At 67.7% G+C, this 26,506-nt stretch carries 22 protein-coding genes and 3 rRNA genes; 12 read left to right on the top strand and 13 right to left on the bottom strand.

The annotated features are described in order from the left end of the window. Positions 1-60: 60 nt before the first annotated feature. From rrf to BUS84_RS22245, 4 genes are all read right to left on the bottom strand, one after another. Positions 61-177: ribosomal RNA gene (gene rrf / locus BUS84_RS22230) — 5S ribosomal RNA — on the bottom strand. A gap of 85 nt (positions 178-262) precedes the next feature. Beyond that, positions 263-3,371: ribosomal RNA gene (locus BUS84_RS22235) — 23S ribosomal RNA — on the bottom strand. A gap of 381 nt (positions 3,372-3,752) precedes the next feature. Beyond that, positions 3,753-5,269, bottom strand: a 16S ribosomal RNA gene (locus tag BUS84_RS22240). Together the 16S, 23S and 5S rRNA genes form the textbook arrangement of a ribosomal RNA operon. Positions 5,270-6,040: 771 nt before the next feature. Further along, positions 6,041-6,304: an SCO4848 family membrane protein gene (locus BUS84_RS22245; protein ID WP_074315277.1), complete on the bottom strand. Its 264-nt coding sequence runs from the start codon at positions 6,302-6,304 to the stop codon at positions 6,041-6,043. A 609-nt stretch (positions 6,305-6,913) separates the two neighbouring features. Between BUS84_RS22245 and BUS84_RS22255 the strand changes: the two genes are divergently transcribed. The 5 genes from BUS84_RS22255 to BUS84_RS22275 all read left to right on the top strand — a co-directional run bounded on the left by BUS84_RS22255 (position 6,914) and on the right by BUS84_RS22275 (position 11,206). Then, positions 6,914-7,369, top strand: a complete 456-nt coding sequence (locus BUS84_RS22255) for a PRC-barrel domain-containing protein (protein WP_074319008.1) — start codon at positions 6,914-6,916, stop codon at positions 7,367-7,369. Positions 7,370-7,650: 281 nt separating this feature from the next. Beyond that, on the top strand, positions 7,651-8,709 hold the full coding sequence (gene trpS, locus BUS84_RS22260; protein WP_074315280.1) for a tryptophan--tRNA ligase: 1,059 nt from the start codon (positions 7,651-7,653) through the stop codon (positions 8,707-8,709). Positions 8,710-8,933: 224 nt separating this feature from the next. Then, a complete protein-coding gene (locus BUS84_RS22265; protein WP_208869907.1) occupies positions 8,934-9,281 on the top strand; it encodes a YciI family protein in 348 nt (115 codons plus the stop codon). Positions 9,282-9,283: 2 nt separating this feature from the next. Continuing rightward, positions 9,284-10,564, top strand: a complete 1,281-nt coding sequence (locus BUS84_RS22270; RefSeq protein ID WP_074315283.1) for an RNA polymerase sigma factor — start codon at positions 9,284-9,286, stop codon at positions 10,562-10,564. Between the two features lie 42 nt (positions 10,565-10,606). Continuing rightward, positions 10,607-11,206 carry an HAD family hydrolase gene (locus BUS84_RS22275; RefSeq protein WP_074315284.1) on the top strand — a complete coding sequence of 200 codons (600 nt, stop codon included), beginning with the start codon at positions 10,607-10,609 and terminating at the stop codon, positions 11,204-11,206. 27 nt (positions 11,207-11,233) lie between these two features. Here the strand turns inward: BUS84_RS22275 and BUS84_RS22280 are convergent, their stop codons facing one another. Further along, on the bottom strand, positions 11,234-11,749 hold the full coding sequence (locus tag BUS84_RS22280; RefSeq protein WP_074319011.1) for a DUF6194 family protein: 516 nt from the start codon (positions 11,747-11,749) through the stop codon (positions 11,234-11,236). Between the two features lie 43 nt (positions 11,750-11,792). On the opposite strand from BUS84_RS22280, the gene BUS84_RS22285 reads away from it, so the two are divergent. Next, complete coding sequence (locus tag BUS84_RS22285; RefSeq protein ID WP_244298679.1) at positions 11,793-12,533, top strand: TioE family transcriptional regulator; 741 nt, start codon at positions 11,793-11,795, stop codon at positions 12,531-12,533. Between the two features lie 12 nt (positions 12,534-12,545). Here BUS84_RS22285 and BUS84_RS22290 read toward each other — a convergent pair whose 3' ends face one another. The 4 genes from BUS84_RS22290 to BUS84_RS22305 all read right to left on the bottom strand — a co-directional run bounded on the left by BUS84_RS22290 (position 12,546) and on the right by BUS84_RS22305 (position 18,194). Beyond that, positions 12,546-13,517, bottom strand: a complete 972-nt coding sequence (locus BUS84_RS22290) for an NADP-dependent oxidoreductase (RefSeq protein ID WP_208869718.1) — start codon at positions 13,515-13,517, stop codon at positions 12,546-12,548. Between the two features lie 124 nt (positions 13,518-13,641). After that, positions 13,642-14,721: a COG1470 family protein gene (locus BUS84_RS22295; protein WP_074315286.1), complete on the bottom strand. Its 1,080-nt coding sequence runs from the start codon at positions 14,719-14,721 to the stop codon at positions 13,642-13,644. Positions 14,722-14,813: 92 nt separating this feature from the next. After that, the gene (locus BUS84_RS22300) at positions 14,814-16,787 is read right to left on the bottom strand and encodes a purple acid phosphatase family protein (RefSeq protein WP_074319012.1); all 1,974 of its coding nucleotides are present in this window, start codon (positions 16,785-16,787) and stop codon (positions 14,814-14,816) included. A 141-nt stretch (positions 16,788-16,928) separates the two neighbouring features. Continuing rightward, complete coding sequence (locus BUS84_RS22305; protein WP_244298680.1) at positions 16,929-18,194, bottom strand: HupE/UreJ family protein; 1,266 nt, start codon at positions 18,192-18,194, stop codon at positions 16,929-16,931. Between the two features lie 133 nt (positions 18,195-18,327). Between BUS84_RS22305 and BUS84_RS22310 the strand changes: the two genes are divergently transcribed. Then, the gene (locus BUS84_RS22310; protein WP_143728479.1) at positions 18,328-19,002 is read left to right on the top strand and encodes a type 1 periplasmic-binding domain-containing protein; all 675 of its coding nucleotides are present in this window, start codon (positions 18,328-18,330) and stop codon (positions 19,000-19,002) included. Between the two features lie 261 nt (positions 19,003-19,263). On the opposite strand, the gene BUS84_RS22315 is transcribed toward BUS84_RS22310, so the two are convergent. Further along, positions 19,264-19,860, bottom strand: coding sequence for a hypothetical protein (locus tag BUS84_RS22315; protein ID WP_074315290.1), 597 nt, complete (start codon positions 19,858-19,860; stop codon positions 19,264-19,266). Between the two features lie 122 nt (positions 19,861-19,982). Between BUS84_RS22315 and BUS84_RS22320 the strand changes: the two genes are divergently transcribed. After that, positions 19,983-20,792 carry an inositol monophosphatase family protein gene (locus BUS84_RS22320; protein ID WP_074315291.1) on the top strand — a complete coding sequence of 270 codons (810 nt, stop codon included), beginning with the start codon at positions 19,983-19,985 and terminating at the stop codon, positions 20,790-20,792. A gap of 148 nt (positions 20,793-20,940) precedes the next feature. Next, a complete protein-coding gene (locus tag BUS84_RS22325; RefSeq protein ID WP_084757555.1) occupies positions 20,941-21,594 on the top strand; it encodes a DUF998 domain-containing protein in 654 nt (217 codons plus the stop codon). Here BUS84_RS22325 and BUS84_RS22330 read toward each other — a convergent pair. After that, on the bottom strand, positions 21,581-22,450 hold the full coding sequence (locus BUS84_RS22330; RefSeq protein WP_074315292.1) for an aldo/keto reductase family oxidoreductase: 870 nt from the start codon (positions 22,448-22,450) through the stop codon (positions 21,581-21,583). The genes BUS84_RS22325 and BUS84_RS22330 overlap by 14 nt on opposite strands. Positions 22,451-22,629: 179 nt before the next feature. Here BUS84_RS22330 and BUS84_RS22335 point away from each other — a divergent pair, with 179 nt between their 5' ends. Next, positions 22,630-23,496, top strand: coding sequence for a helix-turn-helix domain-containing protein (locus BUS84_RS22335; RefSeq protein WP_074315294.1), 867 nt, complete (start codon positions 22,630-22,632; stop codon positions 23,494-23,496). Positions 23,497-23,554: 58 nt separating this feature from the next. On the opposite strand, the gene BUS84_RS22340 is transcribed toward BUS84_RS22335, so the two are convergent. Next, positions 23,555-24,226 (bottom strand): helix-turn-helix transcriptional regulator, encoded by a 672-nt coding sequence (locus BUS84_RS22340; RefSeq protein ID WP_074315296.1) that lies wholly within the window; start codon positions 24,224-24,226, stop codon positions 23,555-23,557. Between the two features lie 180 nt (positions 24,227-24,406). On the opposite strand from BUS84_RS22340, the gene BUS84_RS22345 reads away from it, so the two are divergent. Then, positions 24,407-24,772, top strand: a complete 366-nt coding sequence (locus BUS84_RS22345) for a hypothetical protein (protein WP_244298681.1) — start codon at positions 24,407-24,409, stop codon at positions 24,770-24,772. A gap of 326 nt (positions 24,773-25,098) precedes the next feature. Further along, positions 25,099-25,857 carry a class I SAM-dependent methyltransferase gene (locus tag BUS84_RS22350; protein ID WP_074315298.1) on the top strand — a complete coding sequence of 253 codons (759 nt, stop codon included), beginning with the start codon at positions 25,099-25,101 and terminating at the stop codon, positions 25,855-25,857. A 153-nt stretch (positions 25,858-26,010) separates the two neighbouring features. Here the strand turns inward: BUS84_RS22350 and BUS84_RS22355 are convergent, their stop codons facing one another. Then, on the bottom strand, positions 26,011-26,400 hold the full coding sequence (locus BUS84_RS22355) for a VOC family protein (protein ID WP_074315299.1): 390 nt from the start codon (positions 26,398-26,400) through the stop codon (positions 26,011-26,013). Between the last annotated feature and the right edge of the window lie 106 nt (positions 26,401-26,506).

Consider the following 26,506-nt stretch of genomic DNA (forward strand, 5'->3'; position numbering starts at 1 on the left):
TTTTGGGTATGGAAGTGCGTCAGGGCCACCCCAGATATGGGGTGGCCCTGACGAATGTTTGTCCGGCGGCGTCCTACTCTCCCACACCCTCACGAGTGCAGTACCATCGGCGCTGGAGGGCTTAGCTTCCGGGTTCGGAATGTGACCGGGCGTTTCCCCTCCGCCATGACCGCCGTAACTCTATCGACATGTCAAACAACACCACACAGTGTGGTCTGTTGTTCGTTTATCGAGAGTTGCACAGTGGACGCGTAGCAGCTTAGTAGTCAAGTCCTCGGCCTATTAGTACCGGTCAACTGAACCCGTTACCGGGCTTACATTTCCGGCCTATCAACCCAGTCGTCTAGCTGGGGGCCTTACCCCACAAAGTGGGTGGGATACCTCATCTTGAAGCAGGCTTCCCGCTTAGATGCTTTCAGCGGTTATCCCTTCCGAACGTAGCTAACCAGCCGTGCCCCTGGCGGGACAACTGGCACACCAGAGGTTCGTCCGTCCCGGTCCTCTCGTACTAGGGACAGCCCTTCTCAAGTATCCTACGCGCACGGCGGATAGGGACCGAACTGTCTCACGACGTTCTAAACCCAGCTCGCGTACCGCTTTAATGGGCGAACAGCCCAACCCTTGGGACCTGCTACAGCCCCAGGATGCGACGAGCCGACATCGAGGTGCCAAACCATCCCGTCGATATGGACTCTTGGGGAAGATCAGCCTGTTATCCCCGGGGTACCTTTTATCCGTTGAGCGACACCGCTTCCACTCGCAAGTGCCGGATCACTAGTCCCGACTTTCGTCCCTGCTCGACCTGTCAGTCTCACAGTCAAGCTCCCTTGTGTACTTGCACTCAACACCTGATTGCCAACCAGGCTGAGGGAACCTTTGGGCGCCTCCGTTACCTTTTAGGAGGCAACCGCCCCAGTTAAACTACCCACCAGACACTGTCCCTGAACCGGATAACGGTCCGAAGTTAGATACCCAAATCAACCAGAGTGGTATTTCAAGATTGCCTCCACCCATACTGGCGTATGGACTTCACCGGCTCCCACCTATCCTACACAAGCTAATTCGAGTACCAATGTCAAGCTATAGTAAAGGTCCCGGGGTCTTTCCGTCCTGCCGCGCGTAACGAGCATCTTTACTCGTACTGCAATTTCGCCGGGCCTGTGGTTGAGACAGTGGGGAAGTCGTTACGCCATTCGTGCAGGTCGGAACTTACCCGACAAGGAATTTCGCTACCTTAGGATGGTTATAGTTACCACCGCCGTTTACTGGCGCTTAAGTTCTCCGCTTCGCCCCGAAGAGCTAACAGGTCCCCTTAACGTTCCAGCACCGGGCAGGCGTCAGTCCATATACATCGAATTACTTCTTCGCATGGACCTGTGTTTTTAGTAAACAGTCGCTTCCCCCTGCTCTCTGCGGCCATACAACGCTCCACCCGCGTGGGGCTTCACGTCTCCGGCCCCCCTTCTCCCTAAGTTACGGGGGCAATTTGCCGAGTTCCTTAACCACAGTTCGCCCGATCGCCTCGGTATTCTCTACCTGACCACCTGTGTCGGTTTGGGGTACGGGCCGCTAAGAACTCGCTAGAGGCTTTTCTCGGCAGCATAGGATCACTGACTTCACCTGAATCGGCTCGGCATCACGTCTCAGCCTTCATGTGTTGCGGATTTGCCTACAACACGGCCTACACGCTTACCCCGGCACAACCACCGGCCGGGCTCAGCTACCTTCCTGCGTCACCCCATCGCTTGACTACTACCCGTCAGGTTCCCACGCTCCCCACCATCAGCCCGAAGGCGTCAGACAGTTCGGGTGGTTAGCACAACGAGGTTCGTCAGGGACGCTCTTTCGCGGGTACGGGAATATCAACCCGTTGTCCATCGACTACGCCTCTCGGCCTCGCCTTAGGTCCCGACTCACCCAGGGCGGATTAGCCTGGCCCTGGAACCCTTGGTCATCCGGCGGAAGGGTTTCTCACCCTTCTTTCGCTACTCATGCCTGCATTCTCACTCGTGCCGCGTCCACAACTGGGTCACCCCGCTGCTTCACTCGCGGCACGACGCTCCCCTACCCATCCACACACCTGCACAAGGAATCAAGTCCAAGCGAGGTTAAAATGTGAATGCCACAGCTTCGGCGGTGTGCTTGAGCCCCGCTACATTGTCGGCGCGGGACCACTTGACCAGTGAGCTATTACGCACTCTTTAAAGGGTGGCTGCTTCTAAGCCAACCTCCTGGTTGTCTATGCGACCCCACATCCTTTTCCACTTAGCACACGCTTAGGGGCCTTAGCTGGTGATCTGGGCTGTTTCCCTCTCGACTACGAAGCTTATCCCCCGCAGTCTCACTGCCGCGCTCTCACTTACCGGCATTCGGAGTTTGGCTGATTTCGGTAAGCTTGTGGGCCCCCTAGACCATCCAGTGCTCTACCTCCGGCAAGAAACACGCGACGCTGCACCTAAATGCATTTCGGGGAGAACCAGCTATCACGGAGTTTGATTGGCCTTTCACCCCTAACCACAGGTCATCCCCCAACTTTTCAACGTTGGTGGGTTCGGCCCTCCACGCGGTCTTACCCGCGCTTCAGCCTGCCCATGGCTAGATCACTCCGCTTCGGGTCTAGGACACGCGACTGAATCGCCCTATTCAGACTCGCTTTCGCTACGGCTCCCCCTCACGGGTTAACCTCGCCACATGCCACTAACTCGCAGGCTCATTCTTCAAAAGGCACGCCGTCACCCCGTAAGGCTCCGACGGATTGTAGGCGAACGGTTTCAGGTACTATTTCACTCCCCTCCCGGGGTACTTTTCACCATTCCCTCACGGTACTCGTCCGCTATCGGTCACCAGGAAGTATTTAGGCTTACCAGGTGGTCCTGGCAGATTCACGGCAGATTTCAGGGGTCCGCCGCTACTCGGGAACACCCACAGAAGGTCAGCAACTTTCACCTACCGGACTTTCACCGTCTACGGTCAGCCATTCCAGACTGTTCGACTAGCCACTGACTTTGTAACTTCTCGAACAAGTGTCAGCTTGTTCAGCAGGGTCCCACAACCCCGACCACGCAACCCCTGACAGGTATCACACGCAGCCGGTTTAGCCTCAATCCGCTTTCGCTCGCCACTACTCACGGAATCACTAAATTGTTTTCTCTTCCTACGGGTACTGAGATGTTTCACTTCCCCGCGTTCCCTCCACACACCCTATGTGTTCAGGTGTGGGTGACACCACATGACTGGTGCCAGGTTTCCCCATTCGGACACCCTGGGATCACAGCTTGGTTGACAGCTCCCCCAGGCCTATCGCGGCCTCCCACGTCCTTCATCGGCTCCTGGTGCCAAGGCATTCACCGTTCGCCCTTGACAACTTGACCACAAAGATGCTCGCGTCCACTGTGCAATTCTCAACAAACGACCAACCCACAACCCAACAGCCCCACACCAGACCCGACAACCGCCGGCGGTATGTGGAACCAGGCCATGCCTGGCAGCCCATGAAGCGCTCACGCTCCACAACAGGCTTTCCGAAAGAAACAACCCATGGTTGTTCTTTCAGGACCCAACAGGGTGCTCTACGCCATCTCCCAGCCGCACCGAAGAACCAACCGTTCCCACCACCGCAAAGGGTGGCTGTACTAGGCGTCCCGGCCGTTGCCAGCAGAAAACTCACCAGTGTCTCCGCCATCTGAGCACCCCGACCCGACATCCGCGGGCCGCGGGCTCCTTGCACCCTTTCAGGTGAAGGTGCTCCTTAGAAAGGAGGTGATCCAGCCGCACCTTCCGGTACGGCTACCTTGTTACGACTTCGTCCCAATCGCCAGCCCCACCTTCGACGGCTCCCTCCCACAAGGGGTTGGGCCACCGGCTTCGGGTGTTGCCGACTTTCGTGACGTGACGGGCGGTGTGTACAAGGCCCGGGAACGTATTCACCGCAGCGTTGCTGATCTGCGATTACTAGCGACTCCGACTTCACGGGGTCGAGTTGCAGACCCCGATCCGAACTGAGACCGGCTTTTTGGGATTCGCTCCACCTCACGGTATCGCAGCCCATTGTACCGGCCATTGTAGCATGCGTGAAGCCCTGGACATAAGGGGCATGATGACTTGACGTCATCCCCACCTTCCTCCGAGTTGACCCCGGCAGTCTTCGATGAGTCCCCGCCATAACGCGCTGGCAACATCGAACGAGGGTTGCGCTCGTTGCGGGACTTAACCCAACATCTCACGACACGAGCTGACGACAGCCATGCACCACCTGTGACCGCCCCCGAAGGACCTCACATCTCTGTGAGTTTTGCGGCCATGTCAAACCCAGGTAAGGTTCTTCGCGTTGCATCGAATTAATCCGCATGCTCCGCCGCTTGTGCGGGCCCCCGTCAATTCCTTTGAGTTTTAGCCTTGCGGCCGTACTCCCCAGGCGGGGCGCTTAATGCGTTAGCTGCGGCACAGGGAACCGGAGAGGCCCCCCACACCTAGCGCCCAACGTTTACGGCGTGGACTACCAGGGTATCTAATCCTGTTCGCTCCCCACGCTTTCGCTCCTCAGCGTCAGTATCGGCCCAGAGACCTGCCTTCGCCATCGGTGTTCCTCCTGATATCTGCGCATTTCACCGCTACACCAGGAATTCCAGTCTCCCCTACCGAACTCTAGCCTGCCCGTATCGACTGCAGGCCCGCAGTTGAGCTGCGGGTTTTCACAGTCGACGCGACAAGCCGCCTACGAGCTCTTTACGCCCAATAAATCCGGACAACGCTCGCACCCTACGTCTTACCGCGGCTGCTGGCACGTAGTTGGCCGGTGCTTCTTCTGCAGGTACCGTCACTCTCGCTTCGTCCCTGCTGAAAGAGGTTTACAACCCGAAGGCCGTCATCCCTCACGCGGCGTCGCTGCATCAGGCTTCCGCCCATTGTGCAATATTCCCCACTGCTGCCTCCCGTAGGAGTCTGGGCCGTGTCTCAGTCCCAGTGTGGCCGGTCGCCCTCTCAGGCCGGCTACCCGTCGTCGCCTTGGTAGGCCATCACCCCACCAACAAGCTGATAGGCCGCGAGCCCATCCCAAGCCGAAAAACTTTCCACCAAACCTCATGCGAGGCCAGGTCCTATTCGGTATTAGCCCCGGTTTCCCGGGGTTATCCCAAAGCTTGGGGCAGGTTGCTCACGTGTTACTCACCCGTTCGCCGCTCGAGTACCCCGAAGGGCCTTTCCGCTCGACTTGCATGTGTTAAGCACGCCGCCAGCGTTCGTCCTGAGCCAGGATCAAACTCTCCAACAAAAAATTGTCGAACAGCATCCTGACAACAAACAAATGTTGCCAAAGGAATCCCAACCAGCAATCCAAAACGGATTACCAGTCCGGGGTATAAATCATAATTGGCACTGGCTTTTCAAGCACCCTGTTGAGTTCTCAAAGAACAACCACACACCGATCAAAAGCCCCACTCACTGGGACCCCGTTTCGGGGCTTTCCGTCCGCGTCCCCGCCGCTCAGTGGCGCCGGGCACTTTTACTACGTTACCTCACCGTCTTCGCCGTGTCAAACCGTGTGTCCCGGTCTGGCGTGCTTCGTACGGGTTGGTCCCGGCGCACTCACGCAGCAGCGAACCGCTGCGTCAGGTCGTCGGATTCGGCAGGCCGGCCGCTGCGGTGTCCCGCAAGCTCGCCCGGTGCCCTGCCGGTGGTGAACCTTACCCGGTCGGTTGCGCTGCACCAAATCCGCCTCGCGGCAGTTTCGGCGAGCCCCGCCCGGACCGTGCCCCGCAGGAGCGAACCCCTGCCTGACCCGGCTGCCCGCCCGATCCGGTGCTCCAGGACTTCGTCCCGTTTGCCCCGTTCCGCGCTGGCAGAGAGAAAGTTACGCGTCCGTGGTTTGATCGTCAAATCCGGGGGTAGCGTCCCGCGTCACACTTGCTGCGTAGCCGAGTATCCCCAGGTCAGACGTTGGACAGTTCCTCGAAGGGTCGGCACCGCTGCTCAAAGGGAGCTCTCCAGCCTCACCCACGGTGACTGGATCGCGCGGATCCTGTGCCGAAGTGCGCGAGGACCGTCAGGCGCCCGGAAGGCTCTGGCGGCGGCGGGCGGCGAACCAGGCGCGGACACCGAGGACGCCGACGGTGGTGCCGATCGCCAGGGACGCCCCGATCAGGAGCGCGTGCACCCACAGAAAGCTGGTAGGCGAGCCGTCTCCCACCGCACCGGATGTCCAGGAGCGCGGGTCCTGCCAGATCGCGACCGCGAACCTCGGCCAGATCACCCAGGTCCAGATCCCAACTCCGACCAGGAAGAGAGCCCACCCTCGCGACAGCACCATGGCAGCCGAGTATGCCAGCGGAGCTGGTCACGGACCGGAGCGCCGAGGTGAACCGGGTGAGCGTGCCCGGGTGGGCCGACTTCACGGTCGCCGCGCAGCCGAACCCGGTTACCCGGTTGTACAGCAGATGGACGGTGCCGAGTCGGCTGCCGATCTGCGCGTCCCGAATCGGGTCCTGGTCGACCGGGTCGTAGCCGAACCCACAGAGCGCCTGCGGGGAGGATGGATCGAGCGTCCCAGCCTGGGCCGCGCTCCCGGTTCCCGTGACGATGCCCAGCGCGAGCGCCAGCACGGCGCCGAACCGTCGAACGGTGCGGTACATCTGCGTCCCCCTTTTTCGACACTGCCTGCCTGCGGGGAACAGAATGGTTGGCGGCGAGCCCGCGATCGAATGTGCCGGGCGGCCACAGCACCGCTGCGGCCGATGTGCGAAACGCGGGGTACGGCCGTGCTGACCTGCGCATTGTCCCTGCTGGTCGTCCGCACACGACGGCTATGACCTATTTCGCAGCGGCATTTCCGTGAACTCGAAATTGCCGAACTGTTTCCGGCCGCAGTGGGGTGGGCACTGCGGAACGGTACGAACGAAGACCGTCACCGGAGGTGCCCGTGCAACCCTCGATCTTCAATCCGTGGGCCTGGCGCGACCCGTCCGCCCTCGCCGGCGGGTACGCGCAGACCACCCCGTCGGTCACCCCGCCGGAGGGCTCCGACGGTGGGCACGAAGGGCCGGACGCTCCCGGCCCCGGCACACCCGTCGACCTGGTCGGCTACCGGGTGCAGGCGAGCGACGGGCGGATCGGCACCGTCGACGAGGCGAGCAACGAGGCGGACGCGCAGTACCTGGTGGTCGACACCGGGCCGTGGATTCTCGGCCACAAGGTGCTGCTGCCGGCCGGCACGGTGGCCAGGGTGGACCACCTGGAGCGCAGCGTGCAGGTCGAACTGACACGGCAGGAGATCAAGGACGCTCCGCCGTTCGACCCGGACTCGGCCGGCCCGGAGTACCGGGAACGCGTCGGCAGCTACTACGCCGAGAGCTACCGGCCACAACAGGCGCGGTAACACGGGTAGCGTGAAGCCGTGGTCCGGACGGGCAGCACGGCGGAGGCGGTCGACATGGTCGACGGTCTCCCTCTCGGTGTCGTGCCCGGTTTCCCGACCAGCTCCGGCGATGGCCGTGAGCAACTCCTGGACGTACTCCGTGCTGGTGGTCTGCGGTACCGCGCCGGCGCGCGATGGCGGACGGCTCGCTGAGCCGATCCCGCTGACCGAGGGGGCGAATTCGCCCCGCTCAGCGCGCGCCCACGCGTGATCCAACCTTTCCGCACGAGAGGCACACCACCATGTCCATCGCACGAATGCTCACCGGGGACCGGCCCACCGGCCGCCTGCACCTCGGCCACTACGTCGGCAGCATCGCCAACCGGGTGCGGCTGCACCACCGCTACGAGAGCTTCTTCATCATCGCCGACCTGCACATGCTCACCACCAGGAATCGCCGCGAGGACATCGACCAGGTCTCCGGCAACGCCCGCGAGATGGTGACCGACATCCTCGCCGCCGGCGTCGACCCGGCGCGGGCCACCTTCTACCTCCAGTCCGCCATCCCGGAGGTCGGCGACCTCAACACCCTCCTTCAGAACCTGGTGACCGTGCCCCGGCTGGAGCGGGTGCCGTCGTTGAAGGACATGGCCCGGGACGCCGGCAAGGAGGAGATGCCGTACGGGCTGCTGGGTTACCCGGTGCTCCAGGCCGCGGACATCCTCTGCGTGAAGGGGGAGGTGGTCCCGGTCGGCCGGGACAACGCGGCGCACGTCGAGGTGACCCGGGAGATCGCCCGCCGGTTCAACCACCTGTACGGCCGGGTCTTCCCGGTCCCCGAACTGATTCCGGCGGACACGCCGAGCCTGGTGGGCACCGACGGCGCGGCCAAGATGAGCAAGAGCCGGGGCAACACGATCGCCCTCTCCGACGACCCGGCCACGGTGCGTCGCAAGGTGCTCGGCATGTACACCGATCCGAACCGGGTGCGGGCCGACGTGCCGGGCAAGGTGGAGGGCAACCCGGTCTTCGCGTACCACGAGGTGTTCAACCCGGACCGGGACGAGGTGGCCGACCTGGCCCGGCGCTACCGGGCCGGGCGTGTGGGCGACGTCGAGGTCAAGGAGCGGCTGATCGTCGCGCTGGAGCGGTTCCTGGAGCCGATCAGGGAACGTCGGGCCGCGATCGAGGCCGACCGCGGGCTGGTCGACCGGCTGATCGTCGAGGGCACCGAACGGACCCGTCAGGAGGTACGGCAGACGCTGATCGAGGTCCGTCGGGCGATGGGGCTGACCGGCGCGTACCAGCAGGTTCGCCGGCGGGCCGAGCGGAGCAGGCGGCGGACGGACGCCCCGGCCTGACGTAGGGGCGCCGCCGGACGGTGGGACCGGCTGAACCGTCCGGCGGCCCGCTCCCGCGTCGAGCGGCGGGTCGACCGATGCGGCCCGCAGATCCAAGCAGCGCCGCCGGTCAGTCCGTGAGCCTCGGAAAGTTTTCCGGCCGCCGTGTCGATATCCCCGGTGCCCGTCCGTCGTCATGCTGTACGGCGACCCGCCGCACCGAGAGGAGCCGAAACGTGAAGTACATGCTGCTGTTCATGAGCCCCACGACGGAATGGGACGCGCCCGTCGACGGGTGCGACTTCGAGGACTGGATCCGCTACGACCGGGAGATGAAGGACGCCGGGATCTGGGTGTCCGGGTACCCCTTGCAGGATCTGACCACCTGCACGACCGTGCAGGTCGGCCCGGCCGGCGATCGCACGATCACCGACGGACCGTTCGCGGAGACCCGCGAGGTGCTCGGCGGGTACGACATCATCGACGTGCCGGACCTCGACGCCGCACTGGAATGGGCGGCCCGCAGCCCGGGTGCCCTCGGCGGCGGGTCGGTCCAGGTGCGCCCGGTCGCCGAGATCGAGGTCGAGGTCTGACGGTGCCCGACAAGGGGGCAGCCGGAACGGGGCCGGTCGGGTCGTCCGTCGAGGCGGTGTTTCGGGAGGAGCGTGGCCGGCTGCTCGCCTCGCTCGTGCATCGCTTCGGCGACCTCGACCTGGCCGAGGAGGTCGCCTCCGAGGCCATCGAGGCGGCGTTGGTGCACTGGCCGACCGACGGCGTCCCGAGTCGGCCGGGCGCCTGGCTGCTCACCACGGCACGCCGCCGCGCGGTGGACCGGCTGCGCCGCGACCGGGTGCTGGCCACCCGGCTCGCCGTGCTTCAGGCCGAGGCCGAGCGGGCGGACGCCGCACCGCCCGCCGACGCGGACCGCGACCTGCCCGACGACCGACTGGCGCTCTTCTTCACCTGCGCCCACCCGGCCCTGCCCGCACAGGACCGCGGCGCGCTCACCCTGCGCTTCCTCGCCGGCCTCACCACGACCGAGGTCGCGCGGGCGTTCCTGGTGCCACCCGCGACCATGGCCCAGCGACTCGTCCGGGCCAAGCGGAAGATCCGCGACGCCCGTATCCCGTTCCGGGTACCGGGCGCCGACGAACTACCCGAACGCCTGCCCACGGTGCTCCAGGCGGTCTACTCGATCTTCACCGAGGGGTACGCCGCCAGCTCCGGCCCGGATCTCCAGCGGACCGACCTCGCGGAGGAGGCCATCCGGCTGGCCCGGATCCTGCGCCGGCTGCTGCCCGCCGAGCGGGAGGTCGCCGGGCTGCTCGGGCTGATGCTGCTCATCCACGCCCGGCGCGCCGCGCGTACCGGGCCGGACGGCGGGGTGGTCCTCCTCGACGACCAGGACCGCGGACGCTGGGACCACCGCATGATCGACGAGGGGCGCCGGCTGGTGCTGGTCGCGCTGACCGGCGGACCACCCGGCCCGTACGGGCTGCAGGCCGCCATCGCCGCACTGCACGACGAGGCCGCCGACGTCGCCAGCACCGACTGGCCCCAGGTGGTGGCGCTCTACGACGTACTGCTCGGCCTGGTTCCCTCGCCGGTCGTCGCGCTCAACCGGGCCGCCGCGGTGGCCATGCGGGACGGGCCGGAGGCCGGGCTCGCCCTGCTGGACGAGTTGGCCGATGATCCGCGGCTGCGTGGCTACCACCTCTATCCGGCCACCCGGGCCGACCTGCTGCGCCGGCTCGGCCGGTACGGCGAGGCCGCGGCGGCGTACCGCAGCGCCCTGACGCTGGTCGGCACCGAACCGGAACGGGCGCACCTGCTCCGCCGGCTGGAATCCGTCATCGCCGAGGAGCCGGCCGACTGAGCGGATCCGCCGGTGGGGCGGCGTCCGCTGTAGCCTGCTCCGGTGAGTCTCCCTCTGCCAGCCGGCGAGTTCGCGGCGTACCTGTTCGACTGCGACGGCACCATCGTCGACTCGATGCCGCTGCACTACATCGCGTGGCAGCGGGCCCTGGACGAGTGGGGCTGCGAGTTCCCCGAGGACCTCTTCTACGCGTGGGGCGGTCGGCCGGCCGCCGACATCATCGTCGCCCTGAACGAGCGGCACGGCCTGACCATGCCGGTGGCGACCGTCGACGAACGCCGGGAGAGCTACTACCAGGAGCAGCTGCCGCAGCTCGCCGCCGTGCCCGAGGTGCTGGCGCACATCCACGCCGCGCACCGGCGGGTCCCGTTCGCTGTCGTCTCCGGCGGCACCCGGGCCTCGGTCACCGCCTCGCTCGACGCGCTCGGCCTGCTCGACCGGTTCGACGTGCTGGTCTGCGCCGACGACTACACGCGGGCCAAGCCCGACCCGGAGGCCTTCCTGCTCGCGGCGGAGCAGCTCGGCGTACCCCCGGGCTCCTGCCTGGTGTTCGAGGACACCGACCTGGGCATCCGGGCCGCCACCGCGGCCGGCATGGCATCGGTACGCGTCCCGCAACCCCGGGACCGATCCGAGGTGTGACGAAGCCGCCGGTGCCGGCGCGTGGGATCAGTCCGGGCGGTGCTGGCGGTCGAGCGAACGCTGGTGGCGCCGTAGCGCCCGGTGATGCGCGTGCGCGAGCAACCGGTCGACCTCGGTCAGGCTGCGCGGACCCGGGTTGAGCACGCACGCCCACCCGTGGGTGCCGTACGCGGGATGGGGAACGATCTGGTCGAGCGCCGTGAAGTCGATCGCGGAGCGATGCTCGGCGGACTGCGCCGGCGGGTAGCCGAACCGACGCTCGAACTCCTCCCGGCCGAGGTCCAGGCTGAGCCGGAAGACTCCGGGCCGGTCGAGTTCCGAGTCCTCGTCGAAGCCGGCGGTGTCCTGCCCGACGAGGGTGGCGAACGGCCGGCGGCGGTCCGGCCCGACGAAGAAGAACCGGTCGCCCCAGCTGGACCGTGGTGCGCCGGAAGCCTCGTCGGCGAGGACGACGGCCACCTCGGGCAGGGCGAGGATGAGCTCGGCGATGTCGTCGGCGCCGAGGTCGAACGACCAGGCGGCGGGCATGGATGAAGAAGCCATGACCTTCACCGTATCGTTGAACCGCCCGTTGAGACTCTTGCCGTTGCCGCCGTTGGAGCCCGAGCTGAACCCTCAAAGCGCAGGACATGCCTACCGGCCGGTGGACCTGGCCCGGGAGCACGGCATCTCCAGCCAGGCCGTCCGCAACTACGAGCGCGACGGCGTCATCCCCGCAGCCCGGCGTACGCCAAGCGGCTACCGGGTCTACACCGAGGTGCACGCCGCGGGGCTGCGCGCGTACCTGGCGCTCGTCGCGGCGCACGGGTACGCGACGGGTGGCGAGATCATGCGGGCCGCCGTCGGCGGCGACCTGGGCACCGCCCTGCGCGCCGTCGACACCAGTCACGCGCAACTGCTGCGCGACCGCGAAACGCTCGACGCCGTCGAGACGACCATCGGGGTGCTCACCGCCGCGCCGACCCCGACCCCGCCCGGCCGACCGCTGACCGTCGGCGACCTCGCCCACCGGCTCGGGGTGACACCGGCGACGCTTCGGAAGTGGGAGCGGGCCGGCGTCCTGTCCCCGGCGCGCGACCGCCCCTCACAGCAGCGGCAGTACGGCCCCGAGGACGTCCGCGACGCCGAGCTGGCCCATCTCCTGCGCCGGGGCGGTTACCGGTTGGACCACATCGCGACCGTGATGCGGCAGGTACGCGCGGCCGACGGCCCGGGGCCGCTGGCGGCGTCCCTGCACGCCTGGCGGGAACGGCTGGCCACGCGCGGACACGCGATGCTGGTGGCCGCCGGTCACCTCGCCGGCTACCTGGCGACGACCGGGCCGTGATCGCCCTCGCCTCTAGCGGATCGTCAGCAGCAGCTTGCCCGGAAAGGAGGTCTTCAGCCGCCGGTGGGCCTCCACCACCTTGCCCAGCGGGAACGTCTCGGCGACGTGCACCTCGAACGGCCCCGCCTCGATGAGCTCGTTGAGGCGCTGCAACTGCCCGGGGTTGGCGACACCGTCGTACGCGCGGACCGGAGCGCCCGGCCGCTCGCGCGGCTCCGGCCGCACACCGTGGGCGTACGCGACCACCCCGCCGTCGGACAGCGTTTCGGTGAGCCGGTCCAGCGTCTCGCCGCCGGCCATCGCCAGGATTCCGGCCACGCCATCCGGGGCCGCCTCCCGGATCCGCGCGATCACCTGGGTGTGGTCGCCGTGGCCGTCGAGGGACACGTCGGCGCCGATCCGGGTCACCAGTGCCACGCCGTCCGGCCCGGAGGCCACGGCGATCACCTTGAGCCCCTGTCGCTTGGCCAACTGCACGGCCAGGTGGCCCTGACCGCCGCTCGCACCGAAGATCAGCAGCCAGGCGCCGGTCGGCAGACCGAGGGCGTCCAGCCCGGCCAGCGCGGTCAGCGCGTCGGTGGGCATGGCGCCCGCGTGCTGCGCCGACACACCCTGGGGCAGCTTTGCGGCGTACTCCGCCTTCGCCACCGCGTACTCGGCGTAGAAACCGCCCTTCGGCCGGGTGGTGGCGGCGACGTAGACCAGGTCACCGACCGCCACGTTGGTCACCTGGCCGCCGATCGCGGCGACGGTTCCGGCACCGTCGGAGCCGGGCACGATCGGGAACGCGGCGCCCTCGGGCACCAGCACGCCCTCCCGCTCGTACGCGTCCCACACCCCGACGCCGGCGTTCCACACCTTGATCAGCACCTCGTCGTCGGCGACCTCCGGCACCGGCAGAATCCGCAGGGTGATCACCTCCGGCCCGCCGAACTCGTCGAAGGCCGCGGCCTGCATCTGCTCGGGCACATCCCCGTCAACCATGTGGATTCCCCCTCCGGGCCGGCGTCACCGTCGCAGCATGCCGGCTCCGGAACGGGCCCGGTCCGGGGCTGAGCAGCGTTCACCCACAAGGGCGACCGACAGCGGCGGTGCTGGTGACGCGCGCTCAGGACGCCTGGGGCTCCTGGCCGCGGAGCGCCTGCTCGACGGCGTCGCGCACCCGGGCCTCCTCACGCGTCCTGCGCCGGACCTGGTTGCGGCGTCGGTACTGAAGCGTCCCCACGAGTGCGGCGACCAGTACGACGAGCACCAGCGCCAGCATCCATGGCAGGGCCCAGCCGTGCGTCGTGGCCTGGACCGGCTTGAGCGAGGTGGTGGAACCCGACGCGTCGGTGAGCCGGGGTGTGAGGGTCGCGGTCGCCGCCAGCCACACGGCGGGCGCCACGCCACGTACGGGCACCGTCACGGTCCAGCTCTCACCCGGCAGCAGCTCCGGCGGTGCCGCGATCCCGGCCGCTCCGACCCGCAGCGAACCGAACGGCCCTGAGACCGACACCGCCTGCTGGCCGGAGAGGGCGGCGTTGCCGGAGTTGTGAATCTTGTAGGTGACCGTGGCGTCGCCCCTGCTGAACGGGTTGAACGTGCCGCCGTACGTCACGTGGAGATCCTCGATCGCGAGGCTCGGCTTCAGCTCGCCGCCGACCCGCAATTTGATCCGGATACCGAGGCGCCGATCCACGTTGATGCCCTCGGCCTGGTCCGCCTGTGTCAGCGAGGTGAGGACGCCGCCGACGTAGTCGCCGGGCGTGGCGTTGTCGGGAACGGTGATCTTGAAGGGGACCTGGGCGGTCTTTCCCGGCTGGATCGTGACGCTGCCGCGATCGGCGTGGACCCAGGCGCCGACCGCCACGGACTTTCCATCCTTGGCGAGCAGGTCGAGCTGGCCCGCGCCGGTGGTGAAGCCGTCGGCGGCGTAGACGGCAAGACTGAGCGGGACCGGGCCGCGGTTGGCGACGACCATCGCGTCCTCGACCTGCCCACCGGGGTTCACGGCGTAGCTGAAGCTGGACCGGGCGGCGCCGTAGCTGTTGGAGGCCGTCCGGACCGTCCAGGCGACGTCGCCTTCCCTTGCCAGCGCGGGGCCCGGAGCCAGGCCGGCAACGGCGGCGGTGGCGAGCAGAGCCAGGGCGGCGGTACGGAGGAGGGCGGCGACGGTCGATTTCCGGCGCGTTGGGGTCGTAGACATCTCGGGGTCCTCAGGCGGTATGGGTTGGTTCTGGAACGAGCGGCGGGGTAGACGCCCGAAGGCACCCACCCCGCCAGCTCAGGAGGGTCTGATCAGCTGCTCAGGGCAGTGATCGTGAGGGTGGTGCGGTAGCTGCCCTTCGCGATGCTGTCCGGGATCTTCAGGTCCAGGTCAGCGCCGAGCTTGGCGCCACCCCGGGCGTGACCCTGCGCGGCCGCGGCGAGGCCGCTGGAGACCGAGAGGCCCTTGCCCTGGTCGTCGTAGGACGATAGGACCGGAGCACCGGCCTCGGCACCCGCGCCGCCGTCGAGCACGTACGGGGTCCAGCCGAGGTGGGAGCCGGAGAACGTCTTGTCGGCGTCCTGGAAGTCGCCGACGTTGGCCGAGATCGACCACGGAGCGAGCGAGCGGCGGCTGTCCGACACGAGGATCGGGTTGATCTTGCCGGCCGCCTCGAAGTAGGTGCCGTCGCGCTCCTGCGCGGTGCCCAGGTCGACCAGGCCGTTGTAACCGTCGATCGTCCAGCCGAACTCACCCGGGGCCGGGTTCGGCACGTTGACCTGGATGGCCTGGCCGTCACCGTGGTACGGGTGCACGGTCACCTTGTCGGTGACCGAGCCGATCGGCTGACCGTCCGGGGTGTTGACGCAGGAGAGGCCCTTCTCGACGGCCGCGTTCGGCGCCGCGCAGGTGCCGCTGCGGACGTTCGCCAGAACCAGCTTGTCGCCGCGCACCTGCACCTTGACGTAGCTGCGGACGTGCTCCTGGTTCTGCGTCGAGTTGTACCAGTACTTGGCGGGGTCCAGCGGGTCCGGGCCGTTGCCACGGATGCCCGTGCCACTGGTGTCCGGCTTCTTGATGTCGTAGTACTTCGAGCCGGAGGCCGAGTTGGCCGTCACGTAGATGACGCCACCCGGGCCGGGGAACACGTCGGCAGCACCGGGCTGCTCGGCCGGGTTCTCCTTCTGGCCGTTCTTGATGGAGTAGCTGCGGGAGTAGCTGTGGTCGTGACCCTGCAGCACCATGTCGACGCCGAGGTTCGAGAAGGCAGTGGTGAAGTCTTCCCGCCGCTGCTTGTTGTCGCTGTCGGTCGCGTGGCTGGCCGGCGAGTAGATGGAGTGGTGGTAGACCAGCACCTTCCACTTGGCCTCGGAGCCGTGCTTGTTGATGACGTCGGTGACGTACGCGACGTGCGCCGCGTCGCCACCGGGGGAGCCGTCCGCCGGGTTGGCGTAGCTGTTGCTGTTGAGGTCGATGAACAGCACATCCTTGTGGATGAACCAGTAGTCACCGCCGGACCGGGTCGCCTGGTCCCCGCTGTAGTACTGGGACGAGCGATCGGTGTTCGGGGTGAAGTGGTGCTGCTCGTAGGACTTGCCGCCGACGTCGTGGTTACCGATGGTGGCGACGAGGGGGTACTGGCGCAGCTGCTCGGGGGCCAGGAACGAGGTCCACTGACCCTCGTCGTTGGCGCTCTCCACGTGGTCGCCGGCGGACACCAGCAGTTCGGCGTTCGGGTTGGCCGCGGTGGCGACCTTCAGGGTCTCCTCCCAGCCGGCCTGGTCCTTCAGCCGGTCACCGGAGGAGCCGATCTGCGGGTCACCGAAGAACAGGAAGTCGTAGTCGCCCTCGAAGTCCTGCGTGTTGAAGGCGTACGCCGGGGACCAGCTGCCCTCGGAGCCGACCCGGTACGAGTACGCCACGTTCTCACGCAGGTTGGTGATCGTGGCGTGGCGGTTGAAGCCGGTGGTGGAGGTGTTCGCCGCACCAACGGCGTCGAAGCTGACGGCGCCAGCCGGGAACTCGCCGTTGACCAGCTCGGCGGTCGGGGCGAGCTGGATCTTCTGAGCGGTGTCGGCGGAGGAGTACCAGCTCACGATGCGCTGGGTCTCGTTGGCGCCGACGCCGAGGACCACGCCGGTGATCGTGGTGGACTCAGCCGCGCTGGCGGTGGCCATCAGGCCACTGCCGAGGGCCGCGCCCATTCCCAGGAACCCGGCTGCGACCCCGGCGACCACGCGCCGCCGCACGAGCCCTGGGGCCCGTGTCGAGGTGCTCAATGTCATCGACATTGTTCCCTTTTCAAATAGAGAAATGGATGTTCTTCTCCCGACGATGGGGAAGCAGACCCAAGCTCTCGTTGCGGAATGAACCGACCGTGAACGTGATCTTGCGGCTGGCTGCACTTCCCGAGTTATTGAGCCTGCTCAGGACCCCGACACGCGTTGCGCGAACCAGACCACTCCCATAATGGACACGCAGGCGGAAATAGCGCCGGTCGCCCAGAGCCCGGTTTTCGGCGTACGACCCCGCAACGCGATCAGCAATGGGAAGACGAGCGCGATAATCGCCAACTGCACGACCTCGATGCCGACGTTGAACACCAGCAGGGACCACAGCAGGGTCCACGACCACGCCTCGTCGATGCCCAGCGCGCCCGCGAATCCCAGGCCGTGTACGAGGCCGAAGCAGAACACGACACCGAGGCGGATCCAGCCGGAGCGATCCAGGCTGAAGTGGCCACGGCCCGCCGGATCGAGATCGGTGGCGTGGTCACCGCGCCGCCAGATTCCCCACAGGTGCCAGCCGGCGACCACGGCGATCGACAACGCGATGATCGGCTCCACCACCCTCGCCGGCACGTCGACCAGGCCGAGGGCGGCGAGCATGAACGTCACCGAGTGGGCCAGGGTGAAGCTCGTGGCGGCGAGCACGATCTCTCGCAGGCGCCGCGACCCGGCGATGAGCGCAAGCAGGAACAGGATGTGGTCGATCCCGGACAGCAGGTGCTCGGCGCCCAGCAGGAAGAACTCCCGGAACCGCTCGTACCAGGACTGGCCGGTGGAGAAGGAGGGGTTGCCGGCGTCGAGCGCCGCACTGCCCGAACGGCCGTCGATCTCGTAGGTGACGATCGTCTTGGTGCCCTTGACGTAGCCCTCGTCGTCAGGGAACAGCGCGCTGCGCACCCCGTGCTCGTCGGTCCGCTCGGGGCAGGCCCAGTCGAGCAGCAGATTCGCGTACGGCACGCCTTCGCGCTCGCCGATCGTCGCGTCGCCCACCCGCGCCGGCTGGCAGGCCGCACCCTTGGAGGTCACCGCGAAGCGGTCGGCGACGTACCTGAGCGTCGTCTCGGCATGCTTGTTCAACGAGGCGGCCTGCGCCTCGGAGTCACCCGCGTCGAACGCGGCCGTTCCCTCCTGAAAGAGCGGATCATCGTCACCGGAATCGGCGGCGGACACGACGAGGAGGTCGTATTCGAGCTCCACTGCCGTGCGTATGTGACCCTCGTCTCCCGGGGTGATTTTCGCGTAGACGGTCGACGAGAAGCCGTGGGCGGAAGCCGACTCGCCGCCCAAAAGGGGGATAACCGCGGCAGCGGTCCCGACAACAATGGCGATAACGGTACGGCGGACGCGGCCGAACATGCGACTCCCTCGGTTGGCCAGTGCACGCTGCATGTCGTGGGTGAACACGAGCCCGCACGTCGACGAACCGCCGGAAAACAAATTCCCGGAGCGGCCACCCGCGCATCGAGAGCGGCCGGAATTGGGATAGGAATACGAGCAGTACGCGCACTTTTCCGCCACCAATCGGAGGACGATCGCCTTGCGCCCCCCGCTTCGGGCCGTTGCCATGCTGGCCGCCGCCGTCGCGCTGGTCACCGGATGCAGCTCCGGCGACGACTGGTCACAGCCGCATCCGAGACCCAGCGCCATCGGCTCCCTCGGCCCGGGGTTCGTCGACCCTTCGACCACGCCCGCTCCGGAGGGGACGGTCCGGCCGCGGCCCGGCTCGTGGACCGGTGTCCACCCGCCACGCGACTACCGGGTGGTGCTGCTTACGACCGGCGACGACCAGCCGACCAAGACTCTCGTGACGGCGGTCGAGGGCTGGGCCGACGACGAGCACCTCGGCCTCAGGAAGATCGTCGTGGGTAACGCCCACGACGCCGTTCCCAGCATCACCAAGGCCATGGGGATGCGTCCCGACCTCATCGTCAGCGCGGGCAACGGTCTCATCGACCCCCTTGCGCTGGTCACCCCGAACCACCTCGAACAGCAGTTCCTCGTGGTGGGGGCGGAGCTGGCCGAGCCCACCCACAACGTGACGGCGGTCGACTGGTCCGGCGCGTCGTTTCGTGGCGAGGGGCTCGGCATGTCCTCGACGTACGACCCCGGCTCGTTCACGGCCGAGCGCTGTACGGCAGCCATCCGGGCGGGCGTGGCGGCCGTGCTCAACGAGCTGACCGGGATCGTGATCTGGCTCGACCAGCCCGAGTGATCGAGGCCGTACTAGGTCGCAGGTGTCTCCGCTCCGGTTGGCGTTCCAGGCGTTGGTGACGCTGGCGCCCGGCGGCAGGGTCATGGCCACCGTCCAGCCGTTGACCGGCGACGAGCGCCGGCCCCGACGTCACCGACGAAAAAGGTGCCCGAGCAGCGTTTCCGCTGTTCAGGAGCCTCATGGTTGCCGTCCGGACGCGACGGGCAGGTCACCGGGCCGGCCTGGTGCGGCACGACCGCAGCGACCCCTTCGGCCGGACCGTCAGTTGACCTGCCGCCACAGGGGGAGGAGTCCGGAGAGGATCAACGCGGCGCCGATCGGCAGCAGGTCCAGGTTGACGGCGATCGACACGAAGCCGAGCAGCACCAGCGGCGGGCCCCAGCCTGGAATGAGTCGTGGCCTGCCGACAGCGGCCCGTACCAGCATGGTGAGAAGGCCGAACTGGAACAGCAGCGGCCCCGCCGCCATCGCCGGATCCGGCAGTGGCGCGGCGTCGGCCAGCCGGGGGAAGAGGTCACCGAGGATCACCCACAGGAAGGCAGCCGCGCCGACCAGACCGGCGGCCGTCGCCACGTCCAGAAGCACCCGGAGCCCGGTGCGCGGCCTGGTGCTTGAATCAGCGGCACCGGCGGACGCGAGCAGCCGCCGCAGACCGACGACCAGACCGGCGAAGAGCACGAACGCGACCAGGAACAGGGCGTGGCCCAGATCCCACGCCCAGCCCGGGCCGTGGTCGCCGTCCAGGCCGTCGATGATCCGCAGGATGCCGTAGAGCAGCAGGAGCACGGGCGCGCCGACGGCCGCCGTCCGCACCAGGCGGATCGGCTGGCGGGAGACCCGTATATCGGTGTCGGTCATCGCCCCAGCCTGGCAGGACGGCAGGTGAGGCTCCATCAGGAAATCCCCGTACCGGTCCCGGAGCTACGCACCCCGAGTCGCTGAGGGGTTTCCGGTGCGGCAGCCGTGCCTATCCTGCTCGCATGCTGATCAAAGACGTAGACGTGGCGATCACGGCGGCGGAGGCGGGAGCCGCTGTCGTGCGAACCATGTACGGGGCCTCGCTGGCGCGCTTCGAGAAATCCGGGGGCGACTTCGCCACTGCCGCCGACATCGAAGCGGAGAAGGTGATCCTCGACGTTCTTCGTTCCGCCCGCCCGCAGGATGCCGTCACGGGTGAGGAGAGCGGACGCACGGGCGCCAGCACCGCCGAGCGGATGTGGCTGGTCGACCCCCTCTGCGGCACGCTGAACTTCGCCGCACGCAACATGCTGGTCGCGGTGAACGTCGCGCTGCGGACGGGTTCGACAGTCACCGCGGCGGCCTCAGCCGACCCGTTCGCCGACGAAGTGTTCTGGACTGACGGCGATCGCGCTTACGTGCGCCGCAACGGCGTGGACGAGCAGCTCAAGCCGTCGGCCGAGTCGGTGTTGGTGGACGTCAACCTCGATCCGCCGTTCCCGAACGCTCCGGAGTTCCGCGCTGTGCGGCTGCTCGCCGACGCCGGGTTCGTCGAGCGGTTCCGCCCACGCGTGGTCTCCACCAGCCTGGCGGCGGCGTGGGTGGCAGCCGGCCGGCGAGCCGCGTACGTGACCGACGGCGACCTGCGGGACAGCGTGCACTTCGCCGCTGGAATCGCCCTGTGCAAGGCAGCGGGATGCGTGGTGACCGGTATCCAGGGCCAACCGCTGCATACCGGCGCGGGTGGGCTCATCGTTGCGGCAGATCAGCCGACGCACGCCGCCTTGCTGGCGCTCGTCGGGAACCAACTCTCCCCGGCCTCGGATCGTTGACCCTGGGTAAACGACGACGGTGCGATCGCGCCTTGATGGGGTGGGGCCGGTAGCGAATCGTGAAGGTCACCGGACGGGGATCAATCCGCCGTCCCGCAGGTGCCGCCGTGTTCGCCGGCTTTGCGACCATCATGAGGGAGTACGCGCTGTGACCACTGCATTCGCCTCGACCGCACCCGGATTCACCACCTCCCACCCCACCACTCTCCTGCTGCTCCGCTGCGGTGTCGCGGCGGGCCCGGTGTTCCTCGCCGTGGGTGCGGCGCAGGGCCTCACCCGGGATGGCTTCGACTTCGGCCGCAACGCGATCAGTCAGCTCAGCCTCGGCGCATGGGGCTGGATCCAGATGGTCAACTTCGTGATCACGGCCGCCCTCCTGATCGCCGGGGCGACGGGTCTGCGCCGAGCGTTGCCTAACGGTGGCGCGCGGAGGTGGGCACCGCCGTTGGTCGGTGCCTTCGGCGCGACGTTCCTGATCGCCGCGATCTTCCCCGTGGATCCGGGCGCCGGCTTCCCCGCCGACGCCCCGCCGGCACCCACCGTGACGTTGAGTGGGCCCGGCACCGTGCACATGGTCGCCGCCAGCCTGGGTTTCGTGGCGCTCTGCGTCGCCTTCATCGTGCTGGCCCGCCCGTTCGCGGTCGCGGGGCACCAGGGCTTGGCGCTGGTGTGCCGGATCGCGCCGGTCGTGATTCTCGCCGGCCTGGCCGCCTCGTCCGTCACCGTGCTGGCCTTCACCGCGGGCGCCGCAGTGGCGCTGCTGTGCCTCTCCCTGGTGACCGCCCGCCTCAGCCGGCGCTGATGGCATCCAGCTCGGCGAGCGCGTCCTCGGGAAGGGTCAGCGCGGTGGCGGAGACGTTCTCCCGCAGGTGCGCGACGGATGAGGTGCCGGGGATGAGCAGGATGTTCGGAGAGCGCTGGAGCAGCCACGCCAGCGCGACGGCCATCGGTGTGTTGCCGAGACGCGTGGCGACCGCGTTCAGTTCCGCGGACTGCAGCGGGGAGAAGCCGCCGAGCGGGAAGTAGGGCACGTAGGCGATGCCCTGCGCGGCGAGAGAATCGATCATGTCGTCGTCGTCCCGGTTCGCGATGTTGTAGTAGTTCTGCACGCACACGACCGGGGCGATCGACTGCGCCTCGACGATCTGCTCGGCGTTGACCGTGCTGAGACCGAGATGCTTGATCAGCCCCTCCTGCTGCAGCTGCGCGAGCGCGGCGAACGGCTCGGAGATGGAGCCGGGGGTGGGCCTGTCGAAGCCGCCGACGCGCAGGTTGACCACATCGAGTACGTCGAGCCCGAGGTGGTCCAGGTTGTCGTGCACAGCCTGGCGCAGCTGCTCGGGAGCCAGCGCCTTCGGCCAGTTCCCCTCGGCGTCCCGCACCGATCCGACCTTCGTCACGAGGTGCAGGTCGTTCGGGTACGGGTGCAGGGCCTCCTTGATGATCTCGTTGGTGACGTACGGGCCGTAGAAGTCGGCCGTGTCGATGTGGTTGATCCCCAGGTCGACGGCCTCGCGCAGCACCGCCACCGCGGCGGCGCGGTCGGCCGGCGGACCGAAGACGTGCGGGCCGGCCAACTGCATCGCGCCGTACCCCATCCGGGCGACCACCAGGTCCCCCATGGTGAACGTTCCGCCGGGAACTGTGGTTGACGTCATGACGATTCCTCTCACTGATGCCGTAAAGCGGACGCTCTTCCCGCCACCGCAGGCGCCGGACGGCGGCGCCAGCGGGTGACTGCTCCACCCTCCACCCAACGGGGTGAAACAGGATGAGCCCCGGTGATCCTGGGAGTGGCAGGGACAGGCTTGCCGCAATCCGCGCGGTTAACCTGGGGATGGTGCGCGACAACAATCTGCTCGGTGGCTACCTGCGGGCCCGCCGCGAGCTCGTCCAGCCTGACAGCGTCGGCCTGCCCGCCGACGGCGTGCGACGCGTCGCCGGCCTACGGCGTGAAGAGGTCGCCATGCTCGCCGGTATCAGCGCCGACTACTACCTGCGACTCGAGCAGGGCCGCGACCGCAATCCCTCGATGCAGGTCCTCGAGGCGCTCGCCCGCGTCCTGCGCCTCGACGACGCGGCGACCGACTACCTGCTGAGCCTGGCCACACCACAGCCCCGGCACCGGCGACGCCGTCCACGGCGAGAGACCGTACCGGTCAGCATCCGTCAGCTGCTCGACGTCGTGGGCATACCTGCGTTCGTCGAGGACCGCTACTTCGACGTGCTCGCCGCCAACAGCCTCGCCCGCGCGCTCTCGCCCAACCTGCATGCCGGCCAGAACCGGCTCACCGCCGTGTTCCTCGACCCAGCCGAACGCGCGATGTACCCCGACTGGGACCTGGCCACAGCCAACCTGGTCGGCAGCTTCCGCAAGGCCGTGGGCACCGATACCGACGACCCGCGATTCGTCCAGCTGGTCGGCGAGCTGTCGCTGGCCAGCCCACGATTCCGACAGCTCTGGGCCCGGCACGACGTACGCACCTGCGAGGGCGTGCCCACCCGCATGCAGCACCCTCAGGTCGGCGACCTCGTTCTCAACCGCGAGAAGCTCAGCATCGGCGGCGCCAAAGGCCAATTGCTCGTTGTCTACCACGCCGAACCGGGCTCGAGCAGCGCAGAGAAGATGGCTCTGCTCGCTTCCCTGACCATCTCGGCCGCTCCGGTCACCCACGCCACGGCCGCCGACATCGCCGCGGCCTGACACCCCCGGGCGCCTGCCGAGGCTGTGACGCCGGGCGGAAGCCGCGTGAGGCGCTGGTTCAGGATGCTGCCGGCGTCAGCTGCACACAGCAGTGGCCCGGGCTAGGGTCGAGCACCACGAGGTGCGGTTCGCCCGCACCGTCGGCGACGCCCCGCAGCAGCTGAAGGTTGACCCCGCACACGAGTGCCGTGAACTGCTGGGCGAGCCGGTGGAACGGACAGTTGCCCAGCGCCAGAGCGCCGCCGTCGTGATCCTCGCGCCGTGGCTCGTAGCCGGCCTCCTCAAGCGCCGCCACGACATCGTCTGCCGCCGCGCCGATCGACCTCCCGGCCTCGTAGGCCGTTCGATCAAGCACCTCCTTGACGGGAGCCCCGGTGTCGATCGACTCTGCCACGGCCGCCGCGAGCAACCCGCCGACGAGGTCGTAGTGCCGCTCGGGCACCGACACCGCCACCTCGCCCGCCATCCGTCGGTACAGCTTCGCGGGGCGACCCGCGCCGGGCCCCGTGCGGCCCGGCGGCCGGCGGTACTCGACGGCCAGCAGGCCCTGCTCTGCCAGCCGGTCGAGATGGAATGCGGCAACCCGCCGGCTGACGCCCAGAGCGTTGGCCGCCGCGTCGCGGCTGATCGCCGTCGCGCTGCGGGCGACGAAGTCGAACACGGCTCGGCGTTGCGGGTCGTCGAGGGCGGCCAGGGCGGCGATGCGGTCGGGCCGGGGGCGAGGAGCCATGACCAAAGTGTAAAACACGCGTCTGTTGACTTTAGAAGGGTGCGCCCCTAGCGTCTAAAAGACAGACAATGCGTTTCTAGAAGATTGGGGACTCTCGTGGCCACCACCGCATCGAGCTCATCAACGATCGCCGGACTGACCGCACGCGCAGGAGACGGTGCCCAGCAAGCGTTCCTGTTGTTGCGCACCGTCTTCACGGTGGCGCCGATCGCGTTCGGTCTGGACAAGTTCTTCAACCTGTTGGCCGACTGGCCGAGCTACCTCGCGCCCTTCGTCGACCGGCTCGTCCCGGGCACCGGGCAGCAGGCGATGTACGCCGTTGGCGTGATCGAGATCGTGGCCGGCCTCCTCGTGGCGGCCCGGCCGAAGTACGGCGCTGTCGTGGTGGCCGCCTGGCTGGCCGGGATCATCGTGAACCTTCTGCTGCTCGGCGAGTTCTACGACGTGGCCCTGCGCGACTTCGGCCTGCTTGTCGGCGCGCTCGCGCTGTGGCGGCTCGCCTCCGGCCGCCGGCCCGCAGACCGTCCGCGCTCCGCCGGTAGCTGACGGCCGGCGGGCACCAGAGCAGCTCGACGTACGAGCACCAATGCGTCCACCCGGTCAGGAATGACAGGAGGCGTCTGGCCGCCTTCCGGCAGGTCAGACGCCTCTCATCCGTGCGCCCCAAGGAACTCGGAGCAGAGGGGGCCGCGCGACCAGGGCGGTGGTGACCTCCGCGGCCAGAAGCCCGCGGGTCTTGTCGAGTGGGTCGCCGGTGAAGGTCCGGTCGCACAGGCACCTTGTGGGGTGACGCGATGACGAATATCGTGCCGATGTATCGGGCTGATATATCGGGGCGACGTTCGTGGTCGTCCGGCCAAGCGGGAGGTGCGATGAGGTCCATCGACTACGACACCGAGCAGTACCAGGACTACGCGCGCGGCCGCGCGCTCGCCCAGCAGCAACTGCAGGTGTGGATGAGCGCCTTTGAAGCGGTACTGCCCGAGCGGCGTCCGCTGGCGGGGCTGGACATCGGCTCGGGGACCGGCAGGTTCAGCCCCGCACTGGCAGAAGCGTTCGGGCCAGTCACGGGCATCGAGCCGTCGGTCCGCATGCGCGAGGTTGCGCAGACGCAGTCCCAGCATCCCGGAGTGCGATATCTGGCAGGCGCCGCCGAAGACATGCCAGTGCCGTCCAACAGTGCCGACTACGCTCTCATGTTCCTGTCCTGGCACCACGTCCAGGACAAGCCCCGTGCAGCCCGGGAGCTGGCCAGGGTGCTCAGACCCGGTGGGCGGCTGCTACTGCGCGCGAATTTCAGCGACCACCATCCGCGGCCGTGGTGGCTGCAGCACTTCCCCAACGGATACGAGGTGGACGCCTCGCTGTTTCAGCCGCTGCACGAGGTCATCGCGATGTTCACGTCGGTCGGCTGGCGCGTTGCCAGCTTTGGCACGGTCACTGAGCCGTCCTCGGGCACCTGCGGCGACATGCTCGAACGGCTGCGCCTGCGCACCCTCTCGTTCTTCGGGCAGCTGGGTCCGGACGACCTGGAGGTCGGCTTCCGCCGACTGGAGCAGGCTGTTGCCGCAGACCCCGGCGCACCAGCGCCTGTGTTCGCTGAGCCGCTGCTCACGCTCGAACTGCGCTGACGTGTGAAGGCCGACGTGCACCGGCAGGCCCGCCTCGGCCACCGGCGGCAGCACGGCTGAACAAGCACCGTCGCTACGAAAGAGCCCCCGACCTTGCCATTTCGGCTGTTCGGGGGCTTTCCGTTGCTCCACATCGAGTGGGACGTCGGCGGGTCAGCCGGCGGCGGGCGTGGCCCACTCGACGAACTGGATCACCACACCGTTGGGGTCCGTGACCTGGAACAGCCGCTCACCCCACGGCTCCTCGCGCAACGGGAGGGTGATGGTGACCCCGTCGTCCTCCAGCCTGGCGAGCACGTCGGCCAGGTCCGACACGGTGAACGCCAGGATCAGCCCCGACGCCCGCTGATCGCGTTGCCCCTCGGGAAGGACCTCGATCCCCCGTTGCAGCAGCACGATGTCGGCCGCCGCGTCAGCCCGGCTCAGAGAGGCGAATCCGTCGGCTGCGGCCGTCTCGTGGTAGCCGAGGTGCGTGGTGAGGAAGTCGCGGGACGCGGTGACGTCGTCGACGGTGAGGGACAGGGTCGTGGTGGTGACGTTCATGGTTCTCCTCCGAGGACGGGCTGGGCTGGGACTGGACTCGGCGCGGCGCGGCGCGGCAGGTCTACCGGGCCCGTCGATGTGGCAGCCGCACGGATTGGACACCACG

It is taken from the genome of Micromonospora cremea, from assembly GCF_900143515.1.
GTDB lineage: Bacteria > Actinomycetota > Actinomycetes > Mycobacteriales > Micromonosporaceae > Micromonospora > Micromonospora cremea.